The organism is Ruegeria sp. N11, from assembly GCF_056531525.1.
Genome location: NZ_JBQFLX010000014.1, coordinates 97,987 through 117,040, shown reverse-complemented (window position 1 = coordinate 117,040; position 19,054 = coordinate 97,987). Strand labels below are relative to the sequence as shown.

The window sequence follows — 19,054 nt, the reverse complement described above, 5'->3', positions numbered from 1 at the left end:
TGATTTGGGAGGTCACTATGTTTCGGATATCCGCGTGTTTTTTCTCATTGGTATTTGCGCCGACAATTGCTCTTTCTGACGCCGTGCCAAGCAAAGAGGCGGCCGAAGACTTGTTCTCGGACCGACCGTTTTCTCCATATGCCAACCGGACTTTTCCCGAACGCCCGCTTTGGGGGGACACGCACCTTCACACGGGGCTTTCCTTGGATGCGGGCGCCTTCGGGAATACCCTGCTGCCGGACGATGCATGGCGTTTCGCCAAGGGTGAGCAGGTCATTTCTTCCACCGGCCAACCTGTCCGGCTGGCCCGGCCGTTGGATTGGATGGTTCTGACGGATCACACGGACCTGATGGGATTTGCCCCGGATCTGCAAGCTGGCAAGCCCGGTGTTCTTGCCGATCCAAAAGGTCTGGAATGGTACGAGGGTTACAAAGCCGGCGGTGAAGAGGCCGGGAAAACGGCGTTCGACATTATTACCAACTTCTCGCAAATGACGTTGCCGGAAGTTCTTCTCGAGTCCTACAGCCCGGGTGCCGACGCTTTCGCCTTCACCTGGGAGAATATTGTACTGGCGGCCGAGCGGCATAACGACCCCGGCGACTTTACCGCTTTCATCGGGTTCGAGTGGACCTCGGTACCGAAGGGTTTCAATTTGCATCGAAACGTCATGCTGCGCGATGGGCCGATCAGAGCGCTTCAGATGGTGCCCCCGGTGACGCAGCCGCCTTACGGCGATACGGATCCAAAGGCGCTTTACGCGTGGCTTGAAGAGTATCAGGAAAAAACCGGGGGGCGTGCTGTTGCCTTTGCCCATAACGGCAACCTGTCAAACGGGTGGATGTTCCCGACCGAAGATACATATCACGGCGGTAAGGTCGATGAGGAATACGTGGCGGCCCGTGCGAAATGGGAACCCCACTACGAAGTCACGCAGATCAAGGGTGACGGCGAAGCGCATCCATTCCTGAGCCCGGATGACGAATTTGCAGACTACGAAAACTGGGATGTAGGCAATCTGGATATCACCGAGCTGAAGACCGATGACATGCTGGCCGGTGAATACGCCCGAGAAGCACTGAAGCGCGGTCTGTTGCTGGAAGAAAAGTTCGGCGTTAACCCCTATAAGTTCGGTATGGGCGGCGCGACGGACAGCCACACGTCTCTGGCCACTGCCGAAGAAGACAACTTCTTTGGAAAATCTGTCAGTGTTGAACCTTCGGCCACGCGGATCAAACATCCTTTCATTGCCAATGATTTGGGTGAAATTCCCGGCGATCTTCTGGTCGCTTCCGGCTACACGGCCGTTTGGGCGACCGAAAACACACGCGCTGCGATCTTTGATGCGTTCAAGCGGCGCGAGACTTATGCAACAACCGGTCCCCGGATCGGCCTGCGGTTCTTTGGCGGATGGGATTTCAATGACGCGGACGTTGAAACCCGTTTCCTTGCAGATGTCGGCTATACCAAAGGGGTCCCGATGGGTTCGGACCTGCGCCCCCGCGAAGGAGATGGTGCGCCCGCATTCCTGATCGCTGCGCTGCGCGACCCGGTTGGTGCCAATCTGGACCGCGTGCAAGTGGTAAAGGGATGGCTCGATTCCGACGGAGCCTTGCAGGAAAAGGTCTACGATGTGGCGTGGTCGGGTGATCGTGTTGCTGATGAAAACGGCAAGGTTCCCGCGGTTGGAAACACCGTGGATGTAGACACCGCAAGCTGGACTAACACAATCGGAACCGCCGAACTGGTTACGGTTTGGTCTGATCCTGATTTCGATCCGAATGCGCGGGCCTTTTACTACGTGCGCGCCATCGAAATCCCTACACCACGCTGGGTGCTGTACGACAAGCTGAGGTTCGGTGCCGAATTGCCGGAAGACGCGGTTCTGACGCATCAGGAGCGCGCGTATTCCTCTCCGATCTGGTACACGCCGGAAGAGTGATCCAATCTGGGGACAGAATTGGAAGCCGGGGCAGGTACCTCTGCCCCGGTGCTGTCACCAACTTTCTGAAACACACAGGGTGTTCGTTTCTTGCAAAACCCAACCGGGTGATGCCAGCATCGATACATAGAACCGGATCGTGTTTTTCTTGCAGGAGCCTTCATGCGATTATTGAAAGAACCTCTGTTCCATTTCTTCTTGATTGGAGCGGCGATTTTCGTTTGGTTCCATTTGGTTGCGCCGGAAGCAGAGGCTGTTGAAGACATTGATACGATAGCAATCGACGAAAACGATGTTGCGCTGCTGTCAGCTCAGTTTGAAGCTAGGTGGAAACGCAGACCAAGCGACGCTGAGTTGCAAGCCTTGGTCGATGCATCAATTCGCGAAGAGGTACTGGTCAGAGAAGCGAGAAAGCTTGGCCTTGATCGCGGCGATACCGTCATCAGGTCCCGGCTGAGCCAAAAGATGGATTTTCTGTCTGAAGCGATCGCCACATCAGTTGTTCCGGATGACGAAGAATTAGAGGCTTTTCTGCAGGAGAACTCTGAACGCTACGCAACATCTGCCAAATCGGCCTTCACTCAGGTTTTTCTGGGTGAAAAGCCAGGCGACGCAGAAATCGAGCAGGCACTGACCGCGCTGCGGGCCCAGCAAGAGCCTGATGGCCTTGGAGGCTCGACATTGCTGCCCGCTTCAATGCCCATGACCGCGACAAGAGTCATCGACTCGGTGTTTGGAAATGGATTTTCCGAAGGTCTGACAACGCTGGACGTGGGTGAATGGACCGGACCGATCCGGTCGGGATATGGGGTACATCTGGTCAAGGTTGTCGCCATCGAACCCAGCCAACTGCCTTCGTTGGCAGAAATCCACGGTGTGGTACTGCGGGATTGGCGTCGCGCTGCGAGCGAAGATCTGGCGCAGGCGCAATATGAGGCTCTTGCCCGAAACTACGAAATTGTAGCTCCCGACCTTTCAGGCCCGGCCAAATGAGAGCAGTTGTCTGTCTTGTTTTTGCTCTGCTGTTTACCTCGTCGGCAGGTAAGGCTACCGCACATGCGCTTGATCCGGGTTATCTGGAAATTCGCCAAATCGCTTCAGACACGTGGAGCGTTCATTGGCGAAAGCCGGATGTGAACGGTCGACCGATGGCGATTGATGCTGTCCTACCGGATGGCTGCGCCCCGGCGCGGGGCCCGGACCCGGTTTCAGACGGCAGAGCCTGGGTATCTTCATGGGTTGTCGAGTGCGGCGCAGGTATCACTGGCCAACCCATTGCGATTGAGGGGCTAGAGACTCAAAAGAACGACGTATTGGTGCGTTTGCACCCTCTGCAAGCCGAGCCGACGACCCTTCGTTTCACTCCTGATGCCGCCATCCAGAAAATACCTTCCGAACAGACGACGTGGTCAGTCTTTTCCGCGTATTTCCTGTTGGGGTTTGAACACATACTGGAAGGTTGGGATCACCTGCTGTTTGTCTTCGCGCTGTTCATTCTGGTTCGTGACCCGTGGAGGCTGGTTGGCGCTGTAACGGCTTTTACACTTGCGCACTCCATAACTCTGGCGCTTGCAACCTTCGGTGTCCTGAATGTCCCCGGTCCGCCAGTCGAGGCTGTAATCGCGCTTTCAATCGTTTTCCTCGCCATGGAGATTGTGAAGGGCGGCGAAGGTCGGTTCCGGTTGTCAAAACAGCAACCCTGGATCGTATGTTTCGGATTTGGGCTTTTGCACGGCCTTGGCTTTGCTGGGGCTTTGGCCGAGATCGGACTGCCCTCAAGCGATATTCCGGCGGCGTTGCTTGCCTTCAATGTCGGCGTCGAGGCAGGCCAGCTCAGTTTCATTGGCGCTTTGGCTCTTCTAATAGCGGCGGGGCGATTCATAGCGGTTCCGATTGGTCAAACAGCGACAACTGTTACCGCTTATGGCATCGGCTCAGTGTCGATGTATTGGCTCATAGAACGCGTAAGTGGCTTCTGAATATGTTGGCTGCAATATGTGGACGGCGCATCCAGCTTTGAAAAAGAAGCTAGATTTGCGGGCAATATATTCCGTCACTCTTTCGCGGCGAATACCTGTTTCCCGTACATTACAGATGTCTCTGAGATCGTAGGTGGAACAAAGCCGGACTTTCCAGTTTGCGCAATATTGATCAGGCAAACATCACCATTGCTTCGCGACGAGAAACCATGGGTTTTGCTGCTCTGACAGTTCTTAACTCGCAGAACAAATCCGGAAACAGGAGTTTGATTTCATCGGTTTCACTGCGCCCAAGCTGGTCACCAAGAAACAGGCTTTCCGATGGAACTCCATTTGCGAAGACCACCTCGTGTGTTTCCAGCAACAGGTGGTAGTAGGTGAACGTTGTACGGGAGTAATCCAATGTGACACCCGGAAATCCAACAAGCGCCTTGGCGGGCATCAGGACCTCTCGCTCACCAAAAAGAAGTTCCGCTTTGTAGCCCGAAACCAACAATCTGTGTTGCTGGGAAATCACCAGGGGCCGGTCGTTCCCAAGGACGCCTGCGTCTATTCTCAACGGTTGCAATGACGGATTGCGAAGCAGCATCGAGGGCACGACCTGTCGGCCGCCTATCCAAAGAATTGGCATGTGTCCGCCTGATGCCGTGGTAACCAAGTCTCCTGCTTGAAGCTGTTCGACCAGAACCTCGCCTTGCGGTGTCTGGATCAATGTTCCGCCAACAAAGCAGGGAGGATTGCTGGGATCGAGGTCGCCTTCTGTAATTTTCCAGTTGCCCGTCTGCATCGGGCCGGTGGGATTCGTGGTGTTATAGGCATAGACCTGTCCGCCAACTCTGATGAATTCGCCGGACTCACCGGTGCCGCGATAGTTGCCCTGACCGAGATACGTGTAGGCTTGGAACGTCTGCCCACCGTCGAAAGAAATGGTCGAGCCGCTGATTATCGCAGGCATCGTGGTGTTTTGAACAATCAGATCACCTTGGCCTGTCTCATTGACAGTATGCGCCAATATATCAAACACCGCCGACTTCCCCCGTTCACGCCGTTCAATGCTATATTAGGGCATTATATTCACTTATAGTGATTTTTTGAAAAGTATTGTTTGCACAATTCGGGTTCGACACGTCCGTCCATCGGTTCTTTGATCGATTTCTGTGCGGACCAAGCCGTGATCAGCCACGATGCGGCAGGGGGCGGACGAAAACGGCCACTGCGAGGGCAGGATAAGCATCGGCTTCTCGTGGCAATCCACGTTTGCGACTTTGTGTGACGGTATTTTGTGACTACGGTGCCAAGGCAGACGCACTTCTTCAGATTGGCGAGCGATGAAAGTTAACGCGCTATTGGTATCGGCACTTCTGGTCAGCAGCGGCATTGCCATCTGGGGCATTGTCGATCCACAGGGCCTGGGATCCGTTTCTTCCACAGTTGTTTCGATTCAATTCGAAAGCCGGGGCTGGTTCATTATGCTGGAAGCCAGTGCACTTTTGTTGCTGTCGATCTATCTCGCGCTGTCCAGGTTCGGTTCGATACGAATTGGTCCCGAAGGATCAGAGCCCGAGTTTTCCACTGTCGCCTGGATAGCAATGCTGTTTGCGGCGGGTATGGGCGTTGGACTGCTGTTCTTTGGCGCGTCAGAGCCTCTCACGCACTTTTCGGTTATTCGCAACTTCAGCGCCGACCCGGAAGCGGCCAGCCTGGCCATATTTGTCACCTATTTGAACTGGGGTTTTCATGCCTGGGCGATCTATGGCGTCGTCGGGCTGATTATTGCGTATTTTGCATTTCGGCGTGAGCGCTCCTTGCTATTGAGTGCACCGTTGCTGGACGTTTACGGGGACAAAGCCTGGACCCGGGCGTTGGCGTGGGTTTTCGATTTCTTGTCGGTTGTTGCCATCGCCGTCGGGCTGGCAGGCTCATTGGCGATGGGGGTGTTCCAGATTCAAACGGGATTGGCAGGGGTCCTGGGAATACCAAACTCGTATTCGCTGACCGCGATTATCTTTGTCGTCATGTGCATTGCATTTCTTATCCCACTTCGGCGCGATCTGGGTGAGGGGATGTCCAGGCTGTCCAATCTGGCCATGAGTATCGCAATTGCCCTGCTGGTTTATTTGCTGCTTGTTGGTCCCACGTCCTTCGCGATGAATTCCATCGTTTCCGGTTTTGGCCGGTACGTTTTCCACGTCATACCCGCCGGGTTTTCGACAACCGAGTTTTTCGACGAAACCGTTTCCACATGGTTTCAGGACTGGACGCTGAACTACATGATCTGGTGGCTTGCATGGTCCCCGTTTGTCGGGATTTTCATTGCAAGAATTTCGCGCGGCCGCACGATCCGCGAGTTTCTGACCGGCGTCATCATCGCGCCGACTTTGTTCTCGATCTTCTGGTTTGGCGTTTTCGGCGGGATTGGTATCTTTGACGTTCTGGATGGAAGCGGCCATCTTCTGGAGGTGAACGCCGAAAGCCTCGATGCGACGACATTTGCTTTGTTGCAAGAGTTTCCTCTGCAATACGTGACACAGATCGCAACAATCGCGGCCGCGTTCCTGTTTGTGGTCACCAGTGTTGTCAGCGCCGGATTCACGCTTGCAATGATTGGAACGGGCGGAGATGAAAACCCTTCCCCTGGTGTGCGTACCATCTGGGGCGCGGTACTGGGCGGCCTGGGGCTGGCGATGATCTTTGTGAACGACGTGGCGCTCGTTCGATCCATTATCGCGCTGTCAGCCATCGCGTTTGTCTTTATTGTGCCTGTCCTTGTTATTTGCCTTCTCAAGTCGCTGATGAAGGAGGTCACGAAATGACGGGATCAATCGTCGATACGGTGCTGAATGTAACAGTTTTCGCCTATATCGGTTTTTTGATTTGGCTTGCCCTGTACCGCGTTTAGCGCGGTGCGGAGGTACGAAGCATATTGGCTGTCAGGCGGGATTCAGATGCATTCAACACTGGTTGTTTTTCGCCATCCGCTAAGCGGCCATCTACGCGGCTTGTTATTGGCCGCGACGTCTGTTCCCGTCAGGCCGCGTTGTTCTGACTGGTCTGGCGTTGCTTTTCCGGCCAGAATTCGTCGACCACGACGTAGGCTATGATCACAAAGAACGCAGCGCTGGCGACTTGCAGAACACGCGTGATGCTTTTGACGTCGGCCTCGTCGGAAAACGGTGCAATCGACCCGCCATACACAATCAATGCTGTTGTTATTGCAGACCCGGCAGCGGCAGCCAGTGGAACCTGAGATTTGCCGAGCGCCCCAAGTGTCAGACAAAAGAACAGACAGAGCAGTATAGGCGTCAGAATGACCGGGGCGATCACGTTGATTTCATAGCAGATGATCGACACCGCCGCTCCAAGCAGGTTTGCTGTCAGCATAGCCTTGGCAACGGTCTTCCCCGCTGCGGGCATCGCAGCCAGTTGCTGACTGAGAAGCGCCACAAAGAACAACACCAACAACGCCGACGCGCCGGACACGAAAAACGCCAAAGCAAACGGAACCGTGACAAGCGACATCCTGACGATCCGACGATGCGGGTCAAATTCAGGCGATGACGCTGCTTTTTTTTCAGCAGGCGTTGGGGGTTCGGCGGGGATCAGAACAAACATCAGTGTGGATACGAACCCCGCAAACAGAAGGTTCAGCGGGATCCAGAACACCAGCACCAAGGCCAAATCCTGCGATTGCAGCACAAGGTTCGGGATCATCAATGCCCCCATTAGGGCAATGACCCCGGGCAATACTCCTGCGCCTGACACCGACCATATGAACGACAGGATTATTCCGATCGCAACCAGAATCAGAAATACGACGGGATATGGTGCGAATACCGATGACAGCAGAAACGAAAGAAACATCAACCCGATCGAGAAGACAAACAGCTTTGCAAACGCCGCCAAAGGCAACGCGGCCGGCGCTTGAAGAAACAAGGCCGTGAACACGGCACCAACAACCGCAAGGGGCCAACCCAGGAACAGGCCCAACGAGAAGACGCCTGTTACCCCCAATGCAAGCCGGATGACCGAGTTTCTGTCCTCAGTACGCATAAGACAGGATCGAAACCAAACGAATGTAGGTGCGGCCAACCACGTTCAGTAGCGAGTTTTCGCTGAGATACATGATCACGTCCGCCTGCCCGTTGAGTTGAAAACGCAGGTCGTCCTCGGCGCTTCCAGCCTCATACCCGGGCAAAACGATCCGAACCGGGAACCGTTCCGGTTCGCGCAGAAAACCCTTGGTGCTTGGCGGGCTTGCCAACTGGCCGGGCTCATCTCCACCGCTCAGGGAAACAGCTGCGCTGAAGCTTTCGATTACACCTGGGACAATCTTGCCGGGATGCATGTCCAGCACCACGTCGACAGGCGAGCCTACAGACGCTCTGCCAAGGTTGTTTTCGGTAAAGTACGCCTCAATCCAGACGTCGGTCGCATCCAGAAAGGTCAGCAGGTCCTGCCCGGAGCGCGCATATGTTCCAGGCGCAATCAGCAAGTTGGAGATCACACCTGTTGCCGGCGCGCGCAGCTCGGTCCATTCAAGATTAAGCTCTGCATCCGCCAATGCCGCCAGTGCGCGCTGAATCTTGGGGTTTTCCACTCCCTCACTGCCGAGCCTCTGCTTGGCCTTCTCCAGATCCGCTTTGGCGTTCTCGAAATTCGCCTCTGACTCTGCCAGTTGTCCTCGCGCGTCATCCGCTTTTGAAACCGCGATCAGTCCTTTCTTTTCAAGTGCAAAAACCCGCTCTGTCTGTATGCGCATCGTGTCGAGGTCACTTTGCGCCCTAGCCAGTTTGGCCTGCGCCGCACTTACCTCGGCCGAGGAAGCGCCCACTTCCTGTGTTGCAGCTTCCAGATCCGCTTCTGCCTTTGCGCGATCGATTTCATATGGTCTGGCGTCAATCCGAACCAGCACGTCCCCAGCTGAGACGACCTGACCGTTTTCGACCAGAACTTCGGTCACCGTGCCAGTGACCTGCGGCACGATCTGCGTTGCCACGGCCTTGACTCTGGCATTTCCCGTAAACGGAGTTTTCCGGTCGGCAACCAGATACCACACAAGAAAAACAAGAATGACGGCAAGTGTCGTCCATATTGTTTTTCTCATTTTGCTGCTCCTTCAGCAGCGTCTTCCGTTTCGGGTGAGGCGTCGATCCAGACCTTGAACAGCTCGTAGAAGACAGCGAACAGAACCGGTCCCATGAAAATGCCGATCAAGCCGTAGGCCATCATGCCACCGAGAACCCCAATCAGGATCACCAGCATTGGTGTCTCAAGACCTTTTGAGATGAATACCGGACGCAGGAAGCTGTCCATGATGGCGACAGGGATGGCCAATATGGTGAAGACCAAAGCCGCACCACCGGACATCGAGCTCCATGCGTAAATAACTACGGGCAATAGCACCAGACCGGGCCCGATCTGAATGATGGACAGGATCAGGCAGATAAACGCCAGCGTCGCCGCGGAACCAATGCCAAACAGAACCAACAGCAACCACACGACGACAGCTTGAATTGCCGCCACGCCGATGACACCCTTTGTGACATTTCGGATTGTTGCACCCGCCAGAGTCACGAACTCACCCCCGCGTGGCGCAAACACGCGGTTGGCAAATCGTTGCAGGCCCTGAACCAGGTTCGGGCCGGGGCTGAACAGGGCTCCCATGATCAAAACCGAAAGGGCCAGTCCCAAAAGCCCGATCCCGATACCCAGAACCTTACCAAAGAGGGATTTGGTCACTTCCAGGATTTGTGTGCCATATTTGGCCAGCGCACCGTCCAGGTTCCTTTCGAACATCCCCCAGACTTCGGCGATCTTGTTCCCGACTAGGGGCAGCTCCTTGAGACCTTCAGGCGCCGGTGGGACTTTCAATTCACCGCTGTCCGCCTGTTCCGCAAACTCGCCTCCAAGCTCCGCTGCGCCCGATACTGCAGTTGCGACGGGCCCCAATGTCAGAACCAGACCCAGCAAAACCAGAATGGTTGCGGCCAGCGACTTGCGTCCGCCCAACTTGGACTGAAGCCAATCAAAAACCGGATAAAGCGCGACGCAGAGTATCGTCGCCCAGATCACCACGCTTGCCAGCGGCGCGATCATGACCAATGCGCTGTAAAGGAATAACCCAAGAAAAAGCAAGCGAATTGCGAGATCCACAATTCTTGCGTCTTGTGTCTTTTCCATACCGTCCCTCCATTACTCGTTTTCCAAACCTTACACTCAAAAAACGTGATATGTACATTTTTTCAAACATCGTCGCTTGGTATGGGTTTGATGAAGCGTCGAAAAAACGAACTGCGGCTTCAGCACTGCAGTTGTTTTTTGAGCGCAGCGTCAGGGCTACGGTCGTTTTACTCGTCTGCTTTTTTGTCATCCTGAGACAGGATCGTGTCCGCAATCGTGGTTGCCGCAGTCACAAAGACACCCAGTCCGACAATGATATAGACCATGGTAAAAATCTTACCTAACGCGGTCTCGGGCGAGAAGTCACCGAATCCGACGGTCGAAATCGTCACTACGGAAAAGTAGATGGAATCCAGCCAACTCCAGCCTTCTACATAGTGATAAAAAACAGACGCCCAAAGGATCATGCCTAAGGTGAAGGCCAAAAGACTCTTCACCCTGCCGTCCTTCAAGGCGACGCCTATCCCGCGTGTTATTCTGGTTAGTGAGTTCATTACGCCCCCGCCCGCAAAATAAATTCATACATAACAGTATTGGAATGAAATACAAAATTTGGATCGGTATTGGCCGGTGACAGTTCAAAAAATGCGTTCAGGTTCTTCCCAAACATGCCGCGAAGGCAATTTCCGCAATGGGATCGGAATCGGTAAGCTTTTCGAGTATCTCCAGCGCCTCGGCAATCCAATCGACAGACACGTTCCAGGCTTGCTCAGCGGCTTCTGTGCGTTCGACCTGAAGTTCATGAGTGCCCGCATCCAGGTCATCGGCATACTCGATGTTTCTGTAGAGCCCTGAGTAGGAAAAGTTTGCGGATCCGGCGACGGCACCTTTTGGTGAGCTGACGATTTTTGAATGTAGCCGCCGATCCCCAGATATCCCCAACTTGCGTTTGGCAAGCTCTGGATCGAAGACACGTAAATCAATTTTGCCGGTTTTGATGGCGTGTTTTGCCAGCACCGCGATAAGATCGTGATCCTCTTCCACTTGAAGCCCGGAGCGCTCCAGCCAGTAGAGTTTCATTTTTTCGGTGACTGGTATTGGGTTGGTCAGCCTTTTGGATTCGCAGTGTCGATCCCGAACGATATCCGGATCCGGATATCGTTGTCGTTTTCCAGATCCGTCAGCTCGGGCAATTCCTTCATCAAAATTGACAGCGAAGACAAGAAGTCCTGATACCCGGTGACAATCAGACAATCCCCGGAGGTGATATGGGGTCGATAAAGATTGATGACCGGCCGGTCGATATTGGTGCCGACCTTCGCAACCGGTTCGGCATCAAGCTCGCTTTCGGGCTTTTGATTTACTTCGGTGAGCTGCTTTGGCTTGGAACGCAGCCAATCTGGGAGTGATAACAATGAACAAGACTTGGTATAAGTAAGCTTAGTCTAATAGTGATACTGCGGACATCGTCCTTCAAGACATCACCGGCAGAAACATTCGCCTTCCTGAACTTGTCGAAAACGGGCACCGGTTTTGGGGTAAGGCGTGACATGCTACCCAGATTTAAGACCCAAGCCGTTTTAGTGTGGGTTCTGTGTCTTTTTCTTGCCGGTGAACTGTCAAGTTTAACTCTAACTAAATTTGGCCAGAAAAACGAGTTTAGGAGTAATTGGTAAGGTTGCGCCCATTCGGGCCAGATATTGCGTTGACGAAATGCCCAAAGAGTGGCCAGTACTCATCGGTTGCCAGGTTTCATGACAGCCTGCTCCCAATCGTAGATGCCAGCTTGAACTATGCCAATTTGCCGATATGATTCTCCGTGATCGACCCAACCATAGGTGCGGTACGCAATCGGATTCAGCATCTGCCGATGCAAATGTGAACGTGAGATCAAATGGTACAGATATGGTACAAGTAGCCGACAAAAGGATGTGCGCGAAGCAACGACATCATCAACAACCACAATTTCAGGGATAAATGGTAGCGGAGGTCCGTCTTGGACACAAACCCCACACATTAACCCTCTGTAAAATACGGGTGCCGCAACCTTCGAGCGGTAAACCGGAAGGTCAATTGTCGTAGCGGTACACTGACTGGCGAATTCGATCAAAAGAATTTGGCCTTCACCGCGTTGTCCTACGTTGAAGGCCGTCGCAATTGCGGCATGGGGAATGTCCTACATAGCCTCCAAGGTATGCTCGAGGCCATTTCGAATGTGATCTTCCAACAACTTCTTGGCCATATCCGCGTCTCTGGCCAATGCGGCATCGAACATGTGTTTGTGTTCTTTGGCTGCTACCTCACCTCGATAGGTCAGTACGAGCATCTGGTAGCGAAGATACTTGTCATAGATGATTGAGTGAAGGGATAGAAGATTCTTGGAATTGCAGGCTGCTATCATCGCTTGATGAAACTCCGAGTCGTACCTCTTCCAGGTTTCTTTCTCAGATTCATCTCCTTTGAGAAGCCGTTGCTCCATCAAATGCAGCTTATGATGCGCGGCGACAAGGTTCCCCTCCCAATCCGTGTCACCATTCTCGATGGATAATTCCAATGCGTGGCACTCCAGCAGGACACGCAGCTCTGATATCTCGATCAGGTCTTCACGGGAGACCGGTGTAACCAGGAATCCCCGTTGCTCAGGAGCTTCGACAAATCCGTCGCTGGCGAGCCTGTTTAGCGTTTCACGAAGTGTCGAAAGGCTTGCCGAGTAGCGTTCCTTCAAGGCGTCCAGCTTCAGTTTGGAGCCGGGCTGCAACTCCCCGAAGATGATGTCCCGCTTGATGCGCTGATAGGTGCTTGCACCTATCGTAGACGGCTGTTTCGCCATGCGTTTCACCCGATATTATCAGTTTCCTCGTTCAATTAGCATTTTTCAGAGACATCAGCAATCCAAACTGATGTATGGTAAAAATAAAAATATCATACATTATTGCGGAATCGCGAAAACCCCAATACGGTCGTGGCCAAGTTGGGCAAAGCAGCTCGATCGCAATCATCGGTTTCGGGATTTTCCGGACCCTCCGGAAGGAAGCAAAGTGTCTAAGAACTTTCGCATTGCCATTGTCGGCATTGGCCTTGTTGGACGCCGCCACGCAGACGCGATCCGAGCGTTGCGCCATGTTGATCTCGTCGCGGTGGTCGACCCCAGCGATGAAGGCCGTGCTTACGCCGTTGAGCACGGGGCCGCATGTTACGAGACCCTTGAGGAAATGTTTGGAAATCAGACGCCGGACGGAGCTGTTCTTGCGACCCCGACCACGCTTCATGTCGAACAAGGCCTCACGTGTGTTCGACATGGTTGTCCTGTTCTTGTCGAAAAGCCGATCGCCGTGGAAGCCACTGCTGCACTTGAGCTTGTTCAAGCAGCGGAGAAGGCCAATGTGCCACTGATGGTTGGACATCATCGTCGGCACAATCCTCTGATCCGGTCGGCCAAGGAAGCCATTGTCGATGGGAAGATTGGAGATGTGCGCGCTGTCCATGCGAATTGCTGGTTCTATAAGCCAGACGAGTATTTTGATGCTGCGCCCTGGAGAAAGAAACCCGGTGCAGGGCCCATCTCGGTCAATCTGGTCCACGATGTGGATCTGCTGCGGTATCTGGCCGGAGAAGTCGTGACCGTTCAGGCTCAGTCGGCTTCATCGCAGCGGGGTTACGACAACGAAGATGTTGCCGGTGCTCTGTTGACGTTCGAAAGCGGGGCGATAGGGACCATAAGTGTGTCCGACAGCATCGTCGCCCCGTGGAGCTGGGAGATGACGTCTCAGGAATATCCCATCTATCCTGCAACCACTGAGAGTAGCTACATGATAGGTGGCTCTCATGGTTCGTTGTCCGTTCCCGATCTTCGCCTGTGGAGTTACCAGAGTGAGCAAAGGGACTGGTGGACACCTATTTCATCGACCGCGCTGAAGAAGGGTGCGTCTGACCCTCTGGTCAATCAGCTCAGGCACTTTGTTGAAGTAGCTCGGCACGAAGCAGTGCCGATTGTGTCTGGATGGGAAGGGTTCAGAACGCTTCAAGTTATTGAAGCTATTCAGAATTCTTGCAGAACTGGCGAGGCTGTCAGGATAAGAAACCTTCAGGAAACGCAGCAACAGAGATTGCAGGTAATGAAAAATATCTGATATTTTGTAAAACATCTTGCAAAATGTCCAAAATAGGTCAAAACTCTGAATCGCAAAAAAGAAGCATCATGATGTCTCAGGGAGGAGCAAAGTGATTACCAAACTTACCCGCCGGGCTGCTGTATCAGCCCTGGTCGCAACCGGTGTTATGTTCAGCGCAACAGGCGGTGCGCTGGCAGAAGACAAAGTGCAACTTCGCCTCGCAACATCAGGATCGGAGACTGATCAGCGCTCGGTCGCCATGGCCGAGGTTTTCGCGCCCATGGTCGCCGATTTCGCAAGTTATGAACCCAGCTACAACGGCACGATCTTCGCGCAAGGCACTGAGCTGGACGCTATCAGTCGCGGCAATCTGGAGATGTCGATCACCTCGGCGCAGGAGCTGGCGCAGTTCTTCCCCGAGTTTTCGATCTTTACAGCAGGCTATGTCCACCAGGACGCCGCGCATCAGGTGGCTGTCTTCAACGATCCCTTAATGGATGCCTTCAAGCAAAAGGCCGAAGAAGAACTGGGCGTCAAACTACTGTCGGTCATGTATTTGGGCCGTCGTCAGGTGAACCTGCGCCAACCCAAGGATGAACTGACCGTCAGCACTCCGGCTGATCTGGAGGGTGTGAACCTGCGGATGCCGGGCACAGATGCGTGGCAGTTCCTTGGCAAAGCGCTGGGTGCCGCCCCGACACCAATGGCGTTCTCAGAAGTTTACACAGCTCTGTCGACTGGTGCCGTTGACGGTCAGGACAACCCGTTGCCGACCGTGGTTGATGCCAAATTCTACGAAGTGACCAATCAGATCATCCTGACATCGCACTTGGTTGACTTGAACTATATCGCCATCGGCAAAGAAGTTTGGGATGGATTGACACCCGAGCAGCAGGCCAAGGTTCAGGAAGCTGCGGATGCAGCGGCTGAATCCGGTCGCCAGAAACAGCTTCAGAAAGAAGAGGACCTTGTCAGCTTCCTGAAAGAGCAAGGCATGGCGATCTATGAACCCGATCTCGCGGCGTTCCGCGATCAGGTACAGTCTATGTATCTGGACAGCGAGTTCGCTGGCTCGTGGCCTGAGGGCGTTCTGGATCAGATCAACGCTCTGGGCAACTGAGCCCAGCAAGACAAGGGGGGAGAACCATATGAAAGCCTTTATGAAGGGGTTCTCCCGACTGACCGAAGCGATTGCCGGCGGGATGCTGGCGGCAATCTTTCTAATCTTCCTTCTACAAATTCTTCTGCGGTACTTCTTTACCCCCGCCGGATGGACGCTTGAACTCATCGGCATTCTGTGGGTCTGGGTGATCTTCTTCAGTTGCGCTTTCATCGTGCGCGAGAGAGATCACGTGAAGTTCGATATCATCTACCTTTCTGTGCCGATGCGCGTGCGGCAGGTCTTTGCGATGCTGGCGGCCGCAGCGATCGTGGTCGGTATGCTCTACAGCTTCCTTCCGACGTGGGACTACATCGATTGGATGAAGATCCGCAAGACATCGACTGTCCGCAATCCGTTCTCCGGCGAGAAGATACCTTTGCGCACAGTATTCTCGATTTACGCGGTATTCATGCTGGTCGTCGCAGCGCGCTACGCGTGGCTATTCTTCGACGTCATGCGCAATGGCCCCCCAAAGACAGAGTTGGAACTGGTTGTTGGGTACAACGTGGTTGACGACCATCCACGTGTCGACGTCGAAGAGGACGAGGAAGTTAAGAAATGAGTTTTGAACTTCTTTCCTGCCTGCTCGCTCTCTTTCTTCTGGCAGGCATCGGGACACCTATTGGCTATTCCATCCTATTGGCCTCATTAGTGTACCTGGGCACGGCCGGATTGGACGTCGCACTCGCAGGCGAGAAGATCCTGCAGGGCTTCTACAAAAGCACGATTCTGCTTGCCGTGCCTTTGTTCATCGTCGCCGCGAATATCATGAACGCGGGGTCGATCACAGACCGCTTGCTGAACTTCTGCGTCGCTGCGGTCGGTCGGTTCAAGGGCGGCCTTGGGCACGTCAACGTGGTTGCGTCGTTGATTTTCTCCGGCATGTCCGGCTCTGCCGTCGCGGATGCTGCCGGGATCGGCAAGATCATCATTGAGATGATGACCAAGGATGGCCGCTACAGCCGTGGTTACGCAGCCGCAATCACGGCAGCGTCGGCGACGATTGGCCCTATTATTCCGCCCTCGATCCCGATGGTTTTGTACGCGCTCGTTTCCAAGGCCTCTATTGGGTCTTTGTTCTTGGCAGGGATTCTGCCGGGCCTGATCATGGGCGTCGTCCTCATGGCGATGAACTACTATCTGGCTGGAAAGCGGAACTTTGCATTGGAAGAACCTGTTCCTCTGCGCGAGTTGCCGGCTAAAACCGCCAACGCGTTCCCGGCACTGCTGATGCCCGCGATCCTGCTGTACGGTATATATGGCGGCGTCACCACTCCGACCGAAGCCGCCGCAGTTGCTGCATTCTACGCTCTGCTACTGGCAGCGTTGTTCTACCGCGCGCTGACCTTCCGTGGCCTTTATCAAGTGTTCGTCGACAGCGCGCGCTCCTCCGCCGCCGTCGGGGTGGTCATTGGGGGTGCGTTCATTCTGAACTTCATCGTCATTCAGGAACAGATTCCACAGTCGATCTCGGCACTGCTGGAGGGTTCGGATGTTAGCCCGATTGTATTCCTGATCCTCGTAAACCTGCTGATCCTCGCGCTGGGATGCGTTTTAGACGCGACAACGATCATTCTTGTTATCGTGCCCCTCTTCATTCCAACCTGCGAAGCGCTTGGGATTGATCTGGTGCATTTCGGAGTGCTGGTCGTCGTGAACTCGATGATCGGTCTGATCACGCCGCCCTATGGCATTCTGCTCTTCGTTATCAACGCCGTGACGGACATTCCGCTGCGCGAAATCATCTCGGAAATCTGGGCCTTCCTCGCGGTTCTCATCTTCGCCCTGGTGATCATGATGCTGATGCCGGATCTGGTCCTGTGGTTGCCGCGTATGTTTGGATATCAGGGATAATGTGCCTCTCGGTTTCGACAACGTCGATCCCCGGTGATCTGGCCGAAAAACTGAGTGCAATCGCCGACGCGGGGTTCGGAGGTGTCGAGTTACACGAACCGGATTTGACCGCTTTTGACGGACCGCCATCGCAAATTCGGAACATTGCATCAGATCTCGGCCTTAAGATTTGCCTGCTGCAGCCCTTCCATAACCTTGAAGGCCAGTCCGGCGGTGGACGGGAGCGCGCCTTTGATCGACTGAAGCGCAAACTCGACCTGATGAGCGAGCTGGGAACGGAATTGCTGCTTATCGGGTCTGCCTTCGAGGTCGATGTCGCTGCGACCGAAGAACAGGTAATCGCAGATCTTGGCGAGGCGGCCCAAATCGCTAAAGAAATGGGGATGCGTCTGGCCTATATGGGCTTGCCATGGTCGGATCTTATTCACTCGGATGAACAGGCGTTAGGCGTCGTTGATGCTGTCGACAGCCCTAATCTGGGGTTGGCTTTGAATTCCTTCTTCTCGCTTGCCGACGGATCCAAACCAGCCCGCCTTCGGGACATTCCCGGAGAGCGGCTGTTCCATGTGCAACTGTCCGATGCACCCCGGCTTGAGATGGATATACGTCGGCTCAAGCGGCACTTTGGGCTTCTGCCGGGGCTTGGGTCGTTGAACCTTGCGGGCTTCGTTCGCGTGTTGTCCCGCGCCGGATACAAAGGGCCTTGGTCGGTTGCACGCGTCAACGAAGCAGCTCCTCAACCCGGTGGCCGAACACTGGCCCGAGACAGCTACAGGTCGCTGGTGAACCTGTTAGATGAGGTTTCCCGGACCGAGCCGGGAACCGATTTCGGCATCCCGGACTTGCCTGAACGCGTCTATGCGTCAGGCTTTGAGTTCGTTGAATTTACAGCCGACGAAACAAGCGGCGCGCAGCTGGCAGATATGCTGTCAGCAATGTGTTTTCGAATGGAGCGAAAGCATGTGAGCAAGTCCGTCGAGTTGTGGCGGCAGGGCGCGATAAACATCGTTGTGAATACCGAAAAGGAAGGTTTTGCCCATTCGGCGTTCCTGGGTCACGGCCCCTCGGTTTGTGACATGGGGTTGCGTGTCAAAGATGCGGATAAGACTGTTCAGCGGGCGACCGCGTTGGGCGCGCCGAATTTCTCACAGCCGGTGGGAACAGGGGAACTGGATATTCCGGCCATTAGGGGCGTCGGTGGCAACGTCGTTCATTTTATCGATGAGAAATCCGATCTGCATCGGGTGTGGGATATCGAGTTCGAGCCTGTTGCGAAAACCAAAGCGACCCAGCCTGCCGGTCTGCGCCGCATCGACCATCTGGCACAGACGATGCGTAACGATGAGATGCAAAGCTGGCTGCTCTATTACATTTCGACTTTTGAGATGGCAAAAGCCCCGATCGTGAACGTTGCCGACCCGTTGGGTGTTGTGCAAAGCCAAGCCATCGAAAGCCCCGAAGGCGAAGTGCGTTTAAACCTGAATGGTGCAGTTGGGCGTCGAACACTGGCGGCTTCATTCCTTGAAGACGGTTTTGGTGCCGGTGTTCAGCACGTCGCCTTCCAGTCGGACGACATATTTGAAACCTCAGCCCAATTGCGGAAGTCCGGTTTTCCCAGCCTGTCCATCCCAGAAAACTACTACGCTGATCTGCAAGCGACATTCGGGTTAAGTGAAGACCTGATCGCCCAAATGCGCAGGGATAACATACTCTACGATCAGGCGGCGGGTGCCGAGTATTTTCAGATCTACAGTCGTCCTATCTTTAACGGCTTTTTCTTTGAAATTGTTGAGCGCCGAACTGGTTACGCCGGCTATGGCGCGCGTAACGCTGCGTTTCGATTAGCGGCTCAAACGCGACACCACGTGGCGGAAGGAACAACCTAAT

Annotated in this window: 17 protein-coding genes; 9 read left to right on the top strand and 8 right to left on the bottom strand. The window is 54.3% G+C overall.

Translation table 11 applies throughout. The features are described from left to right. The first annotated feature begins 17 nt into the window (after window positions 1–17). From ACR0J8_RS15855 to ACR0J8_RS15845, 3 genes are all read left to right on the top strand, one after another. Window positions 18–1,940 (top strand): DUF3604 domain-containing protein, encoded by a 1,923-nt coding sequence (locus ACR0J8_RS15855; protein ID WP_480526103.1) that lies wholly within the window; start codon window positions 18–20, stop codon window positions 1,938–1,940. A 162-nt stretch (window positions 1,941–2,102) separates the two neighbouring features. After that, window positions 2,103–2,933, top strand: a complete 831-nt coding sequence (locus ACR0J8_RS15850; RefSeq protein WP_480526105.1) for a peptidyl-prolyl cis-trans isomerase — start codon at window positions 2,103–2,105, stop codon at window positions 2,931–2,933. Next, window positions 2,930–3,919 carry a HupE/UreJ family protein gene (locus ACR0J8_RS15845; protein WP_480526107.1) on the top strand — a complete coding sequence of 330 codons (990 nt, stop codon included), beginning with the start codon at window positions 2,930–2,932 and terminating at the stop codon, window positions 3,917–3,919. Before ACR0J8_RS15850 ends, ACR0J8_RS15845 begins: the two co-directional genes overlap by 4 nt. A 172-nt stretch (window positions 3,920–4,091) precedes the next feature. Here the strand turns inward: ACR0J8_RS15845 and ACR0J8_RS15840 are convergent, their stop codons facing one another. Continuing rightward, window positions 4,092–4,943 carry a Hint domain-containing protein gene (locus tag ACR0J8_RS15840; RefSeq protein WP_480526109.1) on the bottom strand — a complete coding sequence of 284 codons (852 nt, stop codon included), beginning with the start codon at window positions 4,941–4,943 and terminating at the stop codon, window positions 4,092–4,094. A gap of 304 nt (window positions 4,944–5,247) precedes the next feature. Here ACR0J8_RS15840 and ACR0J8_RS15835 point away from each other — a divergent pair, with 304 nt between their 5' ends. After that, entirely contained in the window at window positions 5,248–6,732 is a 1,485-nt protein-coding gene (locus tag ACR0J8_RS15835; protein ID WP_480526111.1) for a BCCT family transporter, read from the top strand. A 214-nt stretch (window positions 6,733–6,946) separates the two neighbouring features. On the opposite strand, the gene ACR0J8_RS15830 is transcribed toward ACR0J8_RS15835, so the two are convergent. From ACR0J8_RS15830 to ACR0J8_RS15800, 7 genes are all read right to left on the bottom strand, one after another. Further along, window positions 6,947–7,969, bottom strand: coding sequence for a DUF2955 domain-containing protein (locus tag ACR0J8_RS15830; protein ID WP_170805883.1), 1,023 nt, complete (start codon window positions 7,967–7,969; stop codon window positions 6,947–6,949). Then, window positions 7,959–9,023, bottom strand: a complete 1,065-nt coding sequence (locus ACR0J8_RS15825) for an HlyD family secretion protein (RefSeq protein ID WP_170612212.1) — start codon at window positions 9,021–9,023, stop codon at window positions 7,959–7,961. Before ACR0J8_RS15825 ends, ACR0J8_RS15830 begins: the two co-directional genes overlap by 11 nt. Next, on the bottom strand, window positions 9,020–10,099 hold the full coding sequence (locus ACR0J8_RS15820) for an AI-2E family transporter (protein WP_170612210.1): 1,080 nt from the start codon (window positions 10,097–10,099) through the stop codon (window positions 9,020–9,022). The genes ACR0J8_RS15825 and ACR0J8_RS15820 overlap by 4 nt, the downstream gene beginning before the upstream one ends. A 167-nt stretch (window positions 10,100–10,266) precedes the next feature. Then, window positions 10,267–10,536 (bottom strand): potassium channel family protein, encoded by a 270-nt coding sequence (locus tag ACR0J8_RS15815; protein WP_480526114.1) that lies wholly within the window; start codon window positions 10,534–10,536, stop codon window positions 10,267–10,269. Between the two features lie 154 nt (window positions 10,537–10,690). Next, a complete protein-coding gene (locus ACR0J8_RS15810) occupies window positions 10,691–11,119 on the bottom strand; it encodes a phospholipase D family protein (protein WP_480526116.1) in 429 nt (142 codons plus the stop codon). A 26-nt stretch (window positions 11,120–11,145) separates the two neighbouring features. Then, window positions 11,146–11,454 (bottom strand): hypothetical protein, encoded by a 309-nt coding sequence (locus ACR0J8_RS15805; RefSeq protein ID WP_480526117.1) that lies wholly within the window; start codon window positions 11,452–11,454, stop codon window positions 11,146–11,148. Between the two features lie 761 nt (window positions 11,455–12,215). Next, on the bottom strand, window positions 12,216–12,869 hold the full coding sequence (locus ACR0J8_RS15800; protein WP_480891063.1) for a GntR family transcriptional regulator: 654 nt from the start codon (window positions 12,867–12,869) through the stop codon (window positions 12,216–12,218). Here ACR0J8_RS15800 and ACR0J8_RS15795 point away from each other — a divergent pair. The 5 genes from ACR0J8_RS15795 (at window position 12,868) to ACR0J8_RS15775 (ending at window position 19,053) form a co-directional block, all read left to right on the top strand. After that, on the top strand, window positions 12,868–14,169 hold the full coding sequence (locus tag ACR0J8_RS15795) for a Gfo/Idh/MocA family protein (protein WP_480526119.1): 1,302 nt from the start codon (window positions 12,868–12,870) through the stop codon (window positions 14,167–14,169). The genes ACR0J8_RS15800 and ACR0J8_RS15795 overlap by 2 nt on opposite strands. 91 nt (window positions 14,170–14,260) lie before the next feature. Then, window positions 14,261–15,271 carry a TRAP transporter substrate-binding protein DctP gene (dctP, locus tag ACR0J8_RS15790; protein ID WP_480526121.1) on the top strand — a complete coding sequence of 337 codons (1,011 nt, stop codon included), beginning with the start codon at window positions 14,261–14,263 and terminating at the stop codon, window positions 15,269–15,271. Window positions 15,272–15,299: 28 nt separating this feature from the next. Beyond that, window positions 15,300–15,875 (top strand): TRAP transporter small permease, encoded by a 576-nt coding sequence (locus tag ACR0J8_RS15785; RefSeq protein ID WP_170429693.1) that lies wholly within the window; start codon window positions 15,300–15,302, stop codon window positions 15,873–15,875. Next, the gene (locus ACR0J8_RS15780; protein ID WP_170328647.1) at window positions 15,872–17,167 is read left to right on the top strand and encodes a TRAP transporter large permease; all 1,296 of its coding nucleotides are present in this window, start codon (window positions 15,872–15,874) and stop codon (window positions 17,165–17,167) included. Before ACR0J8_RS15785 ends, ACR0J8_RS15780 begins: the two co-directional genes overlap by 4 nt. After that, the gene (locus tag ACR0J8_RS15775) at window positions 17,167–19,053 is read left to right on the top strand and encodes a bifunctional sugar phosphate isomerase/epimerase/4-hydroxyphenylpyruvate dioxygenase family protein (RefSeq protein WP_480526123.1); all 1,887 of its coding nucleotides are present in this window, start codon (window positions 17,167–17,169) and stop codon (window positions 19,051–19,053) included. The genes ACR0J8_RS15780 and ACR0J8_RS15775 overlap by 1 nt, the downstream gene beginning before the upstream one ends. Window position 19,054 lies beyond the last annotated feature (1 nt).